This window comes from Streptomyces sp. NPDC048696 (assembly GCF_043198895.1).
GTDB lineage: Bacteria > Actinomycetota > Actinomycetes > Streptomycetales > Streptomycetaceae > Streptomyces.
Window position 1 is genome coordinate 555,394 of sequence record NZ_JBICVJ010000003.1, and the last position, 12,623, is coordinate 568,016.

The following is a 12,623-nucleotide window of genomic DNA, read 5'->3' on the forward strand; positions in this document are numbered from 1 at the left end:
TGTGTCATCATCTGCACGCACCACTTCGCGCACGCGAGACGGTGTGCTGGAGGCGTCGCCTAGTCCGGTCTATGGCGCCGCACTGCTAATGCGGTTTGGGTCTTAAAGCCCATCGAGGGTTCAAATCCCTCCGCCTCCGCCAGCAAGACCCGAAGCCCCGGCCCTCACGGCCGGGGCTTCGGCCGTTTCCGGGTGTGCTCCGAGTGGGTCGGCCGGGGCACCGCCTGGGGCTGCGGGCGCGGGCTCCGGGCGCGGATCGGGTTCGCTGAGGCTCCGGGTGCGGACCGAGTCCGCCCGCCGCTGGGGCGCCGAAGGGGGTACGCCTGCCCCCGACGAGGCCGGTCACGCCCGCACACGGCTCCTGGATCGGTGACCCCGGTCACATTTCCCCCGTTACGGGCACATCCCCGCCCGGCGCGCACTCTCCCGGCCCTGGCTCACTCAGAGGCGTTTTCGCAGGTCAGATGGGGTGTGGGGAATGGATTTCGCGTCACGGCGCGGTTCATGTAATGTTGTTCCCGCAACGCCGACCGGGAAGAAAAAAACCGGGAAGCAAACGCAACAAGCACTCGTAGCTTAACGGATAGAGCATCTGACTACGGATCAGAAGGTTGCAGGTTCGAATCCTGCCGAGTGCACAGCAGGCCAGAGGCCCCGGACGAAAGTCCGGGGCCTCTGGCGTTTCCGGGGGCGGCGGTGGCCGGGCAGGCGGACTTCCGGGGCGCGGGACGGCCCGCTGCCTGGCGGGTACGCTCCGGGGCATGGGGCAATGGCCGCCGGAACTCGAACCGCTACCCGACCCCGAGCCCGTGTTCACCCCGGAGATCACGGAAGCGGACTGTCGGAAGTGCGGTACCCGCGTGGCGGGGCTCGACGGCCGGTACGCGTGTGGTGTCTGTGGGTGGACCAATGACTGGTCCGAGGGGCATCGCCCGTTGCCCAGGGGTGAGGACGACCCTGACTATCCAGGTCCCGAGGGGCCCCGCAACCGTCTGGCGGGCTAGGGCCGGATCCACCGGACAGGCCCTGGAGCCGAGCTCCCCGATGCGCTGGCGGGCTGGAGCCGAGCTCCCCGATGCAGATGGCAGGGAACCGGAGCCGGGCCGTCAGGTGGGTGGTTGACGGCAGGCCTGGCGGGCGCGGGCTGGAACCAGGGCTTCGGAAGGGGCAGTTGGCGTCACCGGTGCCGGTGAATGCTCGTGTTGTGCTGCGCGGAGCTGGGATCATCCACCTCAAGCGGGCCATGGAAGAGCGGCTTCGCGGCGGATTCCGGCAGAGCGGACGAACGGGGCTGAACGTGAAATTCTGGCGACACAAGCACTTCCCATGGGGCGTCACTGTCGCCACGATCGGCGCCATCGCGCTGACGCCCGTAATCCTCAAGGGGCTGTCGTTTCTCGGAGAGGACTGGCAGTCGCTCAGCAACGTCGGGCAGGCCTACGGATTTCTCTCCGTGATCTTCTCGGGCGCGGCGCTGATCGGGGTGGCGATATCCCTCGCCTATCAAGCCCACCAGACCAACATATCCAACGAGGAAGAGCGGCGGGCCGCGCACCGCGAGCTGGTGGTCATGTCGATCAACGATCCTGAGCTCCTCGCCTGCTGGCATCCGCCACAGAGCCCGCTCCCCCTGGCGCTGGCGAGGCAACTGCACTTCACGCACCTGATCGTTACGCAGTTCTACTCCGACTACCTGCTCAAGCGGATGAACGACGACGCGGCCCGCGTTCAGCTTGAGTTGCACTTCCGGGGTGAGCGAGCGCGAGATCACTGGATCGACCGTGCCGTCGGCTGGCGCGAGTTCGCGGAGGCGTCGGGGGAGGTGCGGCAGATTCGCTTTGTCGACCTGATGGACGAGGCGTACAAGAACGCCGTGGCCGCGGGACCGGCGATAGCCGCCTCCGCGTATTTCGCCCCGGAGCCCGGATGATGAACAGGACTACGGGGCGCATCGGCTAGTCGCGTTCCACCACGGCCGTCGCCTTGAAGCCGCAGCATTGGAGTTCGCGGACGGGGGCCATGGTTGTCCTGGTGATGCGGTTGTCGCGCAGGATGGCCTTCGTGTCGACCGCGTCCGCTACGACGCCGATTCCGACTCGGCCGCCGGTGATCTCGTTGTGGCCGGCGAGGCCGTCGCCGTCCTGGATGACGATGCCGAAGAACCGGTTGTTCCGCAGTTCATTGCGGGTGACGCGGCAGCAGTTCGGGCCGGCGAACTGGTAGATGCCGATGTCGGTGTGCGACACGTGGTTGCCGGAGAACGTGCTGCCCGGCGGGGTGAAGGCGGCCAGGATGCCGCCGGACTGGATGTCGTTGATCGGGTCGGGGCCGCATCCCGGGATCGTGCACACGGAACGGGAGATCGTGTTGTCCGTCACCGTCGCCACCGCGCTGCCGACGGAGACGCCGAACTGCTGGCCCGGGATCTGTGTGCCGCCGACCACGACGTTGTCCGTCACGGTCACCCGGGTCGGCTTGCCCTGGGGCGGGCTCGGCGGGCCGTTCACGTTGATGCCGTCGCTCTGGTAGCGGACGACCCTGACGTCGGAGACGCTTCCGAAGGCCGTGCTGCCGGCCACGCCGTCCGCCCTGATGAACGGCGGCAGCCCGAAGGCCACGCCCCGGCCGTCGGCCTGATCGGCCGGGCAGGACGGGGCGGGTCGCATGTCGGTGATGCGCGAGTCGGTGAGATCGAGGGTTGCCGCCTGTAGCGCGACTACGCCGCTGACCAGCGGGCCGCACGGGACCGGCCCGGTCACCGTGAACCCGGACATCCTGACGCGGGCACCGTGCGCGATCCGGACGATGGACGTCACCGGCTGGTTGTTGTGCGCGTTCACGGCGTACGGGGTCAGCGCCGTCGGTGACTTGATGATCACCGAGTCCTCGTCGACGCCCCTGAGGCGTAGGTTCTTGCCGCTGACCACTACCTGTTCCGTATAGGTGCCGCCGCGGACCACCACGGTGTCGCCCGAAGCGGCCGCGTTCACCGCGGCCTGGATCGTCGGGTAGTCGCGCGGCACGACGAGCGTCGCGGCCGCGCGGGCGGCGGGCGCGATGCCCACCATGGCGCCCAGTGCCACCAGGACGGACAGGCAGGCGAGCACGCTGCGGCGCCGACGGTGTCCGCCCCTCGGCCGTGCGGTGCTCCTCCAAGCGCCCTTCATGGCGCTCCCCTCTCATCCCAGCTCAACCCGGCTCATCCCGTAACGCCGGTGGACTTTGTGAATGTATCCATATGGGATTAAAAGGGGCTGTAGCGACGCGTTCGAGATCTCCGGAGCGCCGTTGTCAGTGGTCCCCGCTACCGTCGAAGACATGGCTGGGGTGTGGCGCAGTGGTGGAGTTCGCTGGGGGGAGGACGGGCCGGGGCTCGTGTGGGAGCGGGCCGGTGGGGAGCGGCGGATCAGTGCTATCGCGTACGGGGGTGAGATCGGCTTTCGGGTGGTGGGGGAGCGTACGTGTGTGGGGGCGCGGGGGAACGCGTGTCCGGGGCGCGTGCTTGTGGCGCGGGGCAGTGGGCAGGCCCGGTGTGCGGAGTGCGGGCGGCTCGACCGGGTGCATTCCGTCGCCGCCGACGGGGTGCCCGACGATCCCCGGGTCTACCGGGTCTATCTGGCCTGGTTCGGGCCCGGGCTCGTCAAGGTCGGGATCACCGCCGAGGAGCGCGGGGGTGCCCGGCTGCGGGAGCAGGGCGCCGTGGCCTTCTCGTGGCTCGGGCGCGGGCCGCTGATGGCCGCGCGGCGCTGCGAGGAGCTGCTGCGGGCCGCGTTGGGGGTGCCGGACCGGATCTCGTACGAGCAGAAGCGGGCGATACGGGCCGCTCTGCCCGGACCGGGTGAGCGGGCCGGTGAGGTGGCGGGGCTGCACGCGCGGGCCGTCGCGCTTTCCGGGTGGCCGGAGTCGCTGGAGGCGCTGGGCTGCGATGTCGTCGACCACGCGGTGGTGTTCGGGCTGGCCGGGCTCCGGCCCGCCGACGGGGTCGTCGCGGAGCTGGTGCCCGACGGGGTCGTCGCCGGGCGCGTCCTCGCCGCCGCCGGTCCCGATCTGCACCTCGGGACGGGGGACGGGCGCGTGGTCGTCCTGGACACGCGGCTCATGAGCGGGTGGGGGCTGGTGGGGGCGGCCGCGGCCGCGGCCGGGTCGGGAGGGGTGGCCGGTGCCGGTGCCGGTTCCGGTGCGGGTGGTTCGTCCGGCGTCGGCGGTTCGCCCGGGGCCGGTGGTTCGCCCGGCGCTGACGGCTCGCACGGCACCGGTGGGCTGACCGTGCCCGTGCGGGCGCTTCGGGGGCGGCGGGTCGACCCGCAGGACCAGCTCTTCTGAACCGCTCGCCAAGAGGCGGGGCCGCAGGCCGGGCACCCTCCCGTCCCCCTTCGGTCAAGACTTGGATCCCCTTTGGATCCCTTCCGGTAAGGGGTATGGACACGTTGACCACTGACAGCTGAAGGTTGCCGCATGAGCGATCACCTTGTGGCCGGCCTTGTCGCCGGTATCGAACCGCCTTACTACGCCGTCGTCTTCACCTCCCTGCGCACGGAAGGGGACCGGGGATACGGCGAGACCGCCGCACTCATGAAGGAGCTGGTGGAGGAGATACCCGGGTACCTCGGATACGAGTCCGCGCGTACGCCGGGCGGGCTCGGCATCACCGTCGGGTACTTCCGCGACGAGGACGCCATCGCCGCGTGGCGCTCGCGCCTGGAGCACCAGAGCGCGCAGAAGCGCGGGCGGGCCGAGTGGTACGAGAGCTACAGCCTCCATGTCGCCAAGGTCGAGCGGGCCTACCACTTCGTACGGGAGGGTGATGGCGGCGGCGACGCCGCTTAGGGAGCGGACGCCGCTTAGAGGGCGGCGCGCAACTTCTCAGGTAATTCACAGAAACGCCCAAGGGTGTTCTCACGGGGTGCTCACAGGGTGGGGGCATGACCACCATCTCCCCCCAGGGGCGTACCGAATTGCTGAGGGCGGACGGTACCGCCGTCCGGGTGCTCGTCGTGGACGACGAGGCGGCGCTCAGCGAGCTGCTGTCGATGGCGCTGCGCTACGAAGGATGGCAGGTGCGCAGCGCCGGGGACGGGGCCGGTGCGGTGCGGGCCGCCCGGGACTTCCGGCCCGACGTCGTCATCCTCGACATCATGCTGCCCGACATGGACGGTCTGGCCGTCCTCGGGCAGCTGCGGCGCGAACTCCCGGACGTGCCCGTGCTGTTCCTCACCGCGAAGGACGCGGTCGAGGACAGGATCGCGGGGCTCACGGCCGGGGGCGACGACTACGTCACCAAGCCGTTCTCGCTCGAAGAGGTCGTGGCCCGGCTGCGCGGGCTGATCCGGCGGTCCGGCGCGGCGGCCGTACGGAGCGAGTCGCTGCTGGTCGTGGGGGACCTCACGCTCGACGAGGACAGCCACGACGTGACCCGGGGCGGGGTCAACATCCATCTCACCGCCACCGAGTTCGAGCTGCTGCGGTTCCTGATGCGCAACCCGCGCCGGGTGCTGAGCAAGGCGCAGATCCTCGACCGGGTCTGGTCGTACGACTTCGGCGGCCAGGCCAACGTCGTGGAGCTGTACATCTCGTATCTGCGGCGGAAGATCGACGCGGGGCGTTCGCCGATGATCCACACCCGGCGCGGGGCGGGGTATCTGATCAAGCCCGGTGAGTGAACCGGTGCCCGGGCGGCCGCGTCGGCGGTGGACGCCGCGTACCCGGGAGCGATAGCCCCACCCCGCCCCTCCACCTAAACCCTCCGGGGGTGGGTGGGGGTTGAGGGGGGAGGGGAAGGTTTCCCGGGGGCGACGCCCCCGGGCCCCCGGGCGGGGCCTGCGGCCCCTGCACCCCGCATCTGGGCTGCGCCCCCGGGCCCCCGGGCGGGGCCTGCGGCCCCCGCACCCCGCATCTGGGCTACGCCCCCCGGGCCCCCGGGCGGGGCCTGCGGCCCCCGCACCCCGCATCTGGGCTGCGGCCCCGGACCCCGCTGGGGGCTGAGGTGGAAGAGGAGCGGCCCCCGGCGGCCCCGAGCGGGGGCTGCGCCCCCTGCACCCCGCTTTTGCGGACGTTCGGCTGCGGACCGTGCGTGGTTGCTCGCGCAGTTCCCCGCGCCCCTCAGAGGGCCCTGCGGGCCCAGTTCTGGAAGGGCCCGCAGGGCCCATCGAGGGCGCGGGGAACTGCGCGACCAGCCCCCACGGTCCGCAGCCGAACTGCCGCACGCCCTGCATCCCGCTCTGTGGCTGCACCTATTGGGGGCGCGGGGAACTGCGCGAGCAGCCCGCCACGGTCCGCAGACGAACCACGCGCCCCCCACGGCCGAACGCGCCGCGCCCGTACCGGGTCGAACCCGCCCCGGGCCCCCTCCAGTTGCCAGCGTCGCGACGAAATCGCTTTACACCGTACAAGGATCTCCCTTACGGTGTACGGCACGTCCCCATACGCTGTACAACTCCATCAGGAGGCCCGCATGACCGCCACGGCCGCCGAGACCCTCGGCACCCCCTCGCGGCACCCGCAGCGCTGGCTGATTCTGGGGGTCATCTGCCTCGCCCAGCTCACCGTGCTGCTGGACAACACCGTCCTGAACGTCGCGATCCCCTCCCTCACCACCTCCGTGGGCGCGTCCACCGCCGACATCCAGTGGATGATCAACGCGTACTCGCTCGTCCAGTCGGGGCTCCTGCTCACCGCCGGAAGCGCCTCCGACCGGTACGGGCGCAAGAAGATGCTGGCCGCCGGGCTCGCGCTGTTCGGGATCGGGTCGCTCGCGGCCGGACTCTCGCAGAACGCCGGGCAGTTGATCGCCGCCCGGGCCGGAATGGGCGTCGGCGGCGCGCTGCTCATGACCACCACCCTCGCCGTCGTCGTGCAGATCTTCGACAACGAGGAGCGGGTCAAGGCGATCGGCCTGTGGGCCACCGTCAACTCGCTCGGCTTCGCCGCCGGACCGCTGATCGGCGGGGTCATGCTCGACCACTTCTGGTGGGGCGCGATCTTCCTGGTCAACATCCCGGTCGCGGCCATCGGCCTGGTGGCCGTGCTCGTCATGGTCCCGGAGTCGAAGAACCCGCAGGGCGACCGGCCCGACCTGCTCGGCGCGGTGCTCTCCACCATCGGCATGGGCGGCGTCGTCTACGCGATCATCTCCGGCCCCGGCCACGGCTGGACGTCGGCGCACGTCCTCGTCTCGGCGGCGGTCGGCCTGGTCGCGCTGGCGGCCTTCGCCCGCTGGGAGCTGTCCATCCCGTACCCGATGCTGGACATGCACTTCTTCCGCAACCAGAAGTTCACCGGCGCGGTCGCGGGCTCGATCCTGGTCGCCTTCGGCATGGGCGGCTCGCTCTTCCTGCTCACCCAGCACCTCCAGTTCGTCCTCGGCTACAGCCCGCTGGAGGCCGGTCTGCGCACCGCGCCGCTGGCGCTCGCCGTGGTCGCGCTGAACATGGCCGGTGTCGGCGCGCGGATTCTGCCCAGGCTCGGCACGCCCAGGACCATCGCGGTCGGCATGTCGGCCAACGCCCTCGGCCTCGCGGCCATAGCGCTGCTCGGCCGTGACCACTACGCCGGGATGCTGCTCGGCCTGGTCGTGATGGGCTCGGGCATCGCGATCGCCATGCCCGCCATGGCCAACACCCTGATGAGCGCGATCCCGCCGGAGAAGGCGGGCGTCGGCGCGGGCGTCAACGGCACGCTCGCGGAGTTCGGCAACGGCCTGGGTGTCGCGGTGCTCGGCGCGGTCCTCAACTCCCGCTTCGCGGCGCTGATCCCGTCCGTGGTGGGCGCCGCATCCCTGCCGGCCGCGCTCGCCGCGGCGGGCAGCGACGGCGAACGCGCCCGGATCGCCGACGCGTTCGCCGACGGCCTGCAGACCAGCCAGCTGGTCGGCGCGGTGGCGGTCCTCGCGGGCGGTCTGCTCGCGGCGGCGCTGCTCGCCCGGGCCGAGCGCGTCGGCGGCGACGGGGCGCAGGCCCCGGCGCCGCAGGCCGCGCCCACGGCATAGGCGGCATGGATAGCATCGGAGCGGCGGTCAGCGGAGTGCAGTCTTCCGCTGACCGCCGCGCCGCTGACCACGCGCCGTCGGCCGGCACGGCCCGGTGGCCGACTGCCGCACGAACGGCGTACGACAGTCGTACGTACAACAGTCCGACGGCCGGATCGAAGACCGGTCCGACGCATCAGTCCGACGACGACCCACCAGGAGGGCACGCCATGGTGTCGGCAGCCGACCGCGCGAAGCATCCGATGCGTACCAGCGTGTGGCTGGAGGCCGGTAGGGCGGCGGGCCGGGCCAAGCGGTCCGGGCAGCCCGCGGCCGCTCTCGACCGGGACCGGATCATCGCGGAGTCCGTACGGCTCCTCGACGCCGAGGGCGCGACGAAGTTCTCCATGCGCCGCCTCGCGGGCGAGCTCGGGGTCACCGCGATGTCCCTGTACTGGTACGTGGACACCAAGGACGACCTGCTCGAACTCGCCCTGGACGCGGTCGCCGCCGAGGTGTCGGTGCCGGACGTGGCGGACGAGGACGCCGACTGGCGCGACCAGATCCGCGCGCTCGCCGTCGGCTACCGGTCGATGCTGGTCCGCCACCCGTGGGTGTCCCCGCTGATGGGCCGGTATCTCAACATCGGCCCCAACTTCATGGCCTTCTCGGTCGCCGCCCAGACCGTCATGGCCCGCAGCGGCCTTCCGGCGCACGGGGTGACCGGCGGCCTTTCGGCGGTGTTCCAGTTCGTGTACGGATTCGGCACGATCGAGGGGCAGTTCGTCGCGCGGTGCGCGGAGGCCGGGGTCACCGAGGACGAGTACTTCGCCCAGGCGATGGGCACCGTACGCGAACGCCCCGAGATCCATGAGCAGTTCGCGATCGCGGAGGAGCTCATGGAGGCGCGCGGCGGCGACACCGTGGCCGAGATGCGCGAACGGGACTTCGTCTTCGCGCTCGACCTGGTGATCGCGGGCATCGAGGCGAAGCGGGAGCGGTAGCACTGGCCAGAACACGGGGCAGCACGAAGGGGCCCACGGGCGGTGCGCGTGGACCCCTTCGAGGGGGAGTGGGGCGGCAGGGCCGTCCCCTGCCCGCCGCCCCCGTATCGGGTGCCTCCGCTCGGGACACCCGAGCTTTTTACGAGGCCGAGGCCTTCTGCTCCGCCGCGACCTCCGCGGTCTCCGCGGTCTCCGCGGGCGCCGCCGGGGCTGCCGCGCGGGACTTGAGCGCGACCTCCTTGATGAACATCGTCACGAAGAAGGCGATCAGCGTGCACGGGGCGGCGTACATGAAGACGTCCGCGACGCCGTGTCCGTACGCGCTCTCCATGACCGTCCGCAGCGGCGCGGGCAGCTTGTTCAGGTCGGGGATGCCGCCACCGCCGCCGCCCTGGGCCATTCCGGCGGCCTTGGGGCCGAGCTCGGTGAGCCCGTCCTTGACGTAGTGGGTGACCCGGTTGGCCATGACCGCGCCGAGCGCGGACACGCCCACCGCACCGCCGAGCGACCGGAAGAAGGTCACCACGGACGACGCCGAGCCGAGGTCGGCCGGGGAGACCTGGTTCTGCGTGCAGAGCACCAGGTTCTGCATCATCATGCCGATGCCGAGGCCCATCAGCGCCATGTAGATGGCGAGCTGCCAGTACGCGGTGTCGTACCGCATGGTGCCGAGCAGCGCGAGGCCCGCCGTGACGAACGCGCCACCGCTGACCAGCCACGCCTTCCAGCGGCCGGTCTTGGTGATGACCTGGCCGGAGACGGTCGAGGAGATGAACAGACCGCCGATCATCGGGATGGTGAGGACGCCCGACATGGTCGGGGACTCGCCGCGCGCCAGCTGGAAGTACTGGCTGAAGAACACCGTGCCGGAGAACATCGCCACGCCCACGAAGAGCGACGCGAGCGAAGCCAGCGTGATCGTGCGGTTGCGGAACAGCCGCAGCGGGATGATCGGTTCGGCCGCCTTCGACTCCACGTACACGAAGACCGCGCCGAGCAGCACCGAGCCGCCGACCATCGCGGCCGTCTGCCAGGACAGCCAGTCGTACTTGTCGCCCGCGAAGGTGACCCACACCAGCAGCAGCGAGACCGCCGCGCTGATGAAGAACGCGCCCGCCCAGTCGACCTTCACCTCGCGCTTGACCACCGGGAGCTTCAGGGTCTTCTGGAGCACGATCAGGGCGATGACCGCGAACGGCACGCCGACGTAGAAGCACCAGCGCCAGCCGAGCCAGTCGGTGTCGGTGATGACGCCGCCGAGCAGCGGGCCGCCGACGGTCGCGACCGCGAACGTGGCACCCAGGTAACCGCTGTACCGGCCCCGCTCACGCGGCGCGATCATGGCGGCCATGATGATCTGGGCCAGCGCGGACAGACCGCCGACGCCGACGCCCTGCACCACGCGGCAGGCGATCAGCATGCCCGCGTTCACCGAGAGCCCCGCGACGATCGAACCGCTCACGTAGATGATCAGGGCTATCTGGACCAGCAGCTTCTTGCTGAAGAGGTCGGAGAGCTTGCCCCACAGCGGCGTGGTCGCGGTCATCGCGAGCAGCGAGGCCGTGACGACCCAGGTGTACGCGGACTGGCCGCCGCCGAGGTCGCCGATGATGTGGGGCAGGGCGTTGGAGACGATCGTCGAGGACAGGATGGCGACGAACATGCCGAGCAGCAGCCCGGAGAGCGCCTCCATGATCTGCCGGTGAGTCATCGGCGCGCCGCCATCGGAGGGGTGCCCCCCGTGCGCGGCGCTGCCGTCCCGCACACCGGCCGGTGTGGTGGTGGCCATGAACTTCCTTGTCTGTTACGTGAGTTGTGCGGCGGGTGTACGGGCGATGGGCGCTGCCGGCACCGTCGTGCGGCAGTCGAAGCTCTCGCGGAGCCGGGCGAGCATGGTGTTGAGCTGCCCGACCTCGTCGTCGGTCCAGTCCCGCAGGGTGTGGGCGAACATGTCGGCGGTGCGCCGCCCGAGTTCGTCGAGCATGGCCGTGCCGGCGGGGGTCAGCCGCAGGATGCGGGAGCGCTTGTCCAGGGGGTCGGGGTCCCGCTCGATCCAGCCGCGCGCGGCGACGTGCGCGACATGGCGGCTGGTCACCGACATGTCGACGTCGAGCAGCTCGGCGAGCCGGCTGATCCGCATCTCGCCGTGCCGCCCGAGCAGGGTGAGCACGGCGGCGGACCCGGCCGGGCACTCGGCGGGCAGGATCCGCCCGAGCCCGCGCTTCACGGCCCCGATGGCACTGAGCTGCCGGGCCAGTTCCTCGTAGTGGCTCTGCGCGGCCATCGGGCTCCTCCGGTCCAGGTGAGCGGCCATGATCTTGTTGCTTAGGGCAACCATAGAGGTGGTTGGTTGCTGAAGGCAAGCGAATGGGGGAAGGGGTGGGTAAAGTGCACGCAAAGGCTTTGCATGCGGAAAGTCAACCCGCAGGTGGGGGCGGGTGCGGGCGGTTGGTCCGCGCTCGGACGGGTGCTCGCTCTCGGCGTGCGGGCGCCGTGTACGAGGGGTGTGTACGGGGAGTGTGGGTGCGCGGGCGCGTGGGGGCGGGGGTTGGGCGGAACCCCGGACTTCGCTAGGGTCCCGTCCATGGCACACAACACCCCGGGCCCCGAGGGCAACTACGACCCCGCGGGCAGCACCCAGATGTTCCGCGCCTTCGTCGACGAGGGCGCGCCGCAGGGCCGTCAGGCGGCGACCCCGGCGGCGGCGCCGGCCGGTCCGCGCGTCGGCCTGATCGCGGGCGTCATCATCGTCTTGGCCGTCCTCGCGGGCGTCGCCTGGCTGGCGCTCGGCTGACGCCCCCGGTCACCGCCAGTCGGCGGTGACCTCGCGGGTCTCCACATGCATGCCGATGGGGACCCGCCATGCGTCCACGCACACGGTGTACGTGGGCGACACCGCCGCCCCGGCGCCGATCGGCCCCGGCAGCGGCCGGGTGGACGTGAGGGTCGCCCAGTCGACCCCGAGCAGCCCGATGACATGCGTCGCGAACGTGAGCGTGCCCGAGCGGACGGGTGTGCCGCCGGTGTTCCTCAGCGCCACGGTCACGCGGTCGCACCAGCGGGTGTCGGCGGGGGCGCGGGTGATGGCGCCGACGCCCAGGGCGGCGGGCGCGGGCGTCCCGGAGGGCGCGCCACTGCTGCCGCCGCTTCGGCCGGAGCCGCCGGTGCCGCCTCCGCCACTCCGACCGGCGCCGCCGTCCCCGGTGCTGCCGCCGGTTGCCCGACCGCCACCGGTGCCTCCGCCACTCCGACCGGCGCCCCCGTCCCCGCTGTTGCTGCTTCCCCCGCCGCTGCGGGCATGTGTGCCGCCAGGGGCTGGGGGTCCCCCCTGCTCCTCAAGAGCTTGGGGGAGGGTGGGCGCGCGGGCACCCCCGTCCCGCCGGGCTGCGCCTATTGCCGGAGCCGGTTCGGACGTCCCGGGGAGGGGCGTATTACCCGCTGATGCCGTGCCCGCGCTCCCGTCCAGCGGAACCAGCTCCACCTTGCCGCTGGGCGGCACCGCACCCGTAACCGTCGGCGTGGGCCCGGCCGCGCCCAGCGCGACGTACGGCTTGCCACCCTCCCCGCCGCAGGCGGCCACCGCACCGCCCAGCCCGAACGTGGCCACCGCCGCAATGCCGATCAACGCAGCACGTCGCATGCGGGCAGTGTTACTG

11 protein-coding genes and 2 tRNA genes are annotated in these 12,623 nt (G+C 71.4%); 9 read left to right on the top strand and 4 right to left on the bottom strand.

Features of this window, described 5'->3' with window-relative positions; all coding sequences use genetic code 11:
- Positions 1-48 precede the first annotated feature (48 nt).
- The 3 genes from ACGFRG_RS08815 (at position 49) to ACGFRG_RS08825 (ending at position 1,930) form a co-directional block, all read left to right on the top strand.
- Positions 49-142 (top strand) — tRNA-Ser (locus ACGFRG_RS08815).
- 423 nt (positions 143-565) lie between these two features.
- A tRNA-Arg gene (locus ACGFRG_RS08820) sits at positions 566-638 on the top strand.
- 566 nt (positions 639-1,204) lie between these two features.
- The gene (locus ACGFRG_RS08825) at positions 1,205-1,930 is read left to right on the top strand and encodes a DUF6082 family protein (protein WP_361434083.1); all 726 of its coding nucleotides are present in this window, start codon (positions 1,205-1,207) and stop codon (positions 1,928-1,930) included.
- 25 nt (positions 1,931-1,955) lie between these two features.
- Here ACGFRG_RS08825 and ACGFRG_RS08830 read toward each other — a convergent pair whose 3' ends face one another.
- Positions 1,956-3,167 carry a right-handed parallel beta-helix repeat-containing protein gene (locus ACGFRG_RS08830; RefSeq protein WP_393262623.1) on the bottom strand — a complete coding sequence of 404 codons (1,212 nt, stop codon included), beginning with the start codon at positions 3,165-3,167 and terminating at the stop codon, positions 1,956-1,958.
- Positions 3,168-3,318: 151 nt separating this feature from the next.
- Between ACGFRG_RS08830 and ACGFRG_RS08835 the strand changes: the two genes are divergently transcribed.
- The 5 genes from ACGFRG_RS08835 (at position 3,319) to ACGFRG_RS08855 (ending at position 8,967) form a co-directional block, all read left to right on the top strand.
- Positions 3,319-4,323 carry a DUF2797 domain-containing protein gene (locus tag ACGFRG_RS08835; RefSeq protein ID WP_393262626.1) on the top strand — a complete coding sequence of 335 codons (1,005 nt, stop codon included), beginning with the start codon at positions 3,319-3,321 and terminating at the stop codon, positions 4,321-4,323.
- Between the two features lie 132 nt (positions 4,324-4,455).
- Entirely contained in the window at positions 4,456-4,827 is a 372-nt protein-coding gene (locus ACGFRG_RS08840; protein ID WP_361434087.1) for an antibiotic biosynthesis monooxygenase, read from the top strand.
- A 95-nt stretch (positions 4,828-4,922) separates the two neighbouring features.
- Entirely contained in the window at positions 4,923-5,660 is a 738-nt protein-coding gene (locus tag ACGFRG_RS08845; protein ID WP_361434089.1) for a response regulator transcription factor, read from the top strand.
- Between the two features lie 791 nt (positions 5,661-6,451).
- A complete protein-coding gene (locus ACGFRG_RS08850; protein ID WP_361431469.1) occupies positions 6,452-7,984 on the top strand; it encodes an MFS transporter in 1,533 nt (510 codons plus the stop codon).
- A 209-nt stretch (positions 7,985-8,193) separates the two neighbouring features.
- Positions 8,194-8,967 carry a TetR/AcrR family transcriptional regulator gene (locus ACGFRG_RS08855; RefSeq protein WP_361431471.1) on the top strand — a complete coding sequence of 258 codons (774 nt, stop codon included), beginning with the start codon at positions 8,194-8,196 and terminating at the stop codon, positions 8,965-8,967.
- Between the two features lie 139 nt (positions 8,968-9,106).
- Here the strand turns inward: ACGFRG_RS08855 and ACGFRG_RS08860 are convergent, their stop codons facing one another.
- Complete coding sequence (locus ACGFRG_RS08860; RefSeq protein ID WP_393262631.1) at positions 9,107-10,756, bottom strand: MDR family MFS transporter; 1,650 nt, start codon at positions 10,754-10,756, stop codon at positions 9,107-9,109.
- Between the two features lie 15 nt (positions 10,757-10,771).
- Positions 10,772-11,251 carry a MarR family winged helix-turn-helix transcriptional regulator gene (locus tag ACGFRG_RS08865; protein WP_393262634.1) on the bottom strand — a complete coding sequence of 160 codons (480 nt, stop codon included), beginning with the start codon at positions 11,249-11,251 and terminating at the stop codon, positions 10,772-10,774.
- 300 nt (positions 11,252-11,551) lie between these two features.
- Here ACGFRG_RS08865 and ACGFRG_RS08870 point away from each other — a divergent pair, with 300 nt between their 5' ends.
- Positions 11,552-11,761 carry a hypothetical protein gene (locus ACGFRG_RS08870; RefSeq protein WP_188274995.1) on the top strand — a complete coding sequence of 70 codons (210 nt, stop codon included), beginning with the start codon at positions 11,552-11,554 and terminating at the stop codon, positions 11,759-11,761.
- 9 nt (positions 11,762-11,770) lie between these two features.
- Here ACGFRG_RS08870 and ACGFRG_RS08875 read toward each other — a convergent pair whose 3' ends face one another.
- Complete coding sequence (locus ACGFRG_RS08875; protein ID WP_361431479.1) at positions 11,771-12,607, bottom strand: hypothetical protein; 837 nt, start codon at positions 12,605-12,607, stop codon at positions 11,771-11,773.
- Positions 12,608-12,623 lie beyond the last annotated feature (16 nt).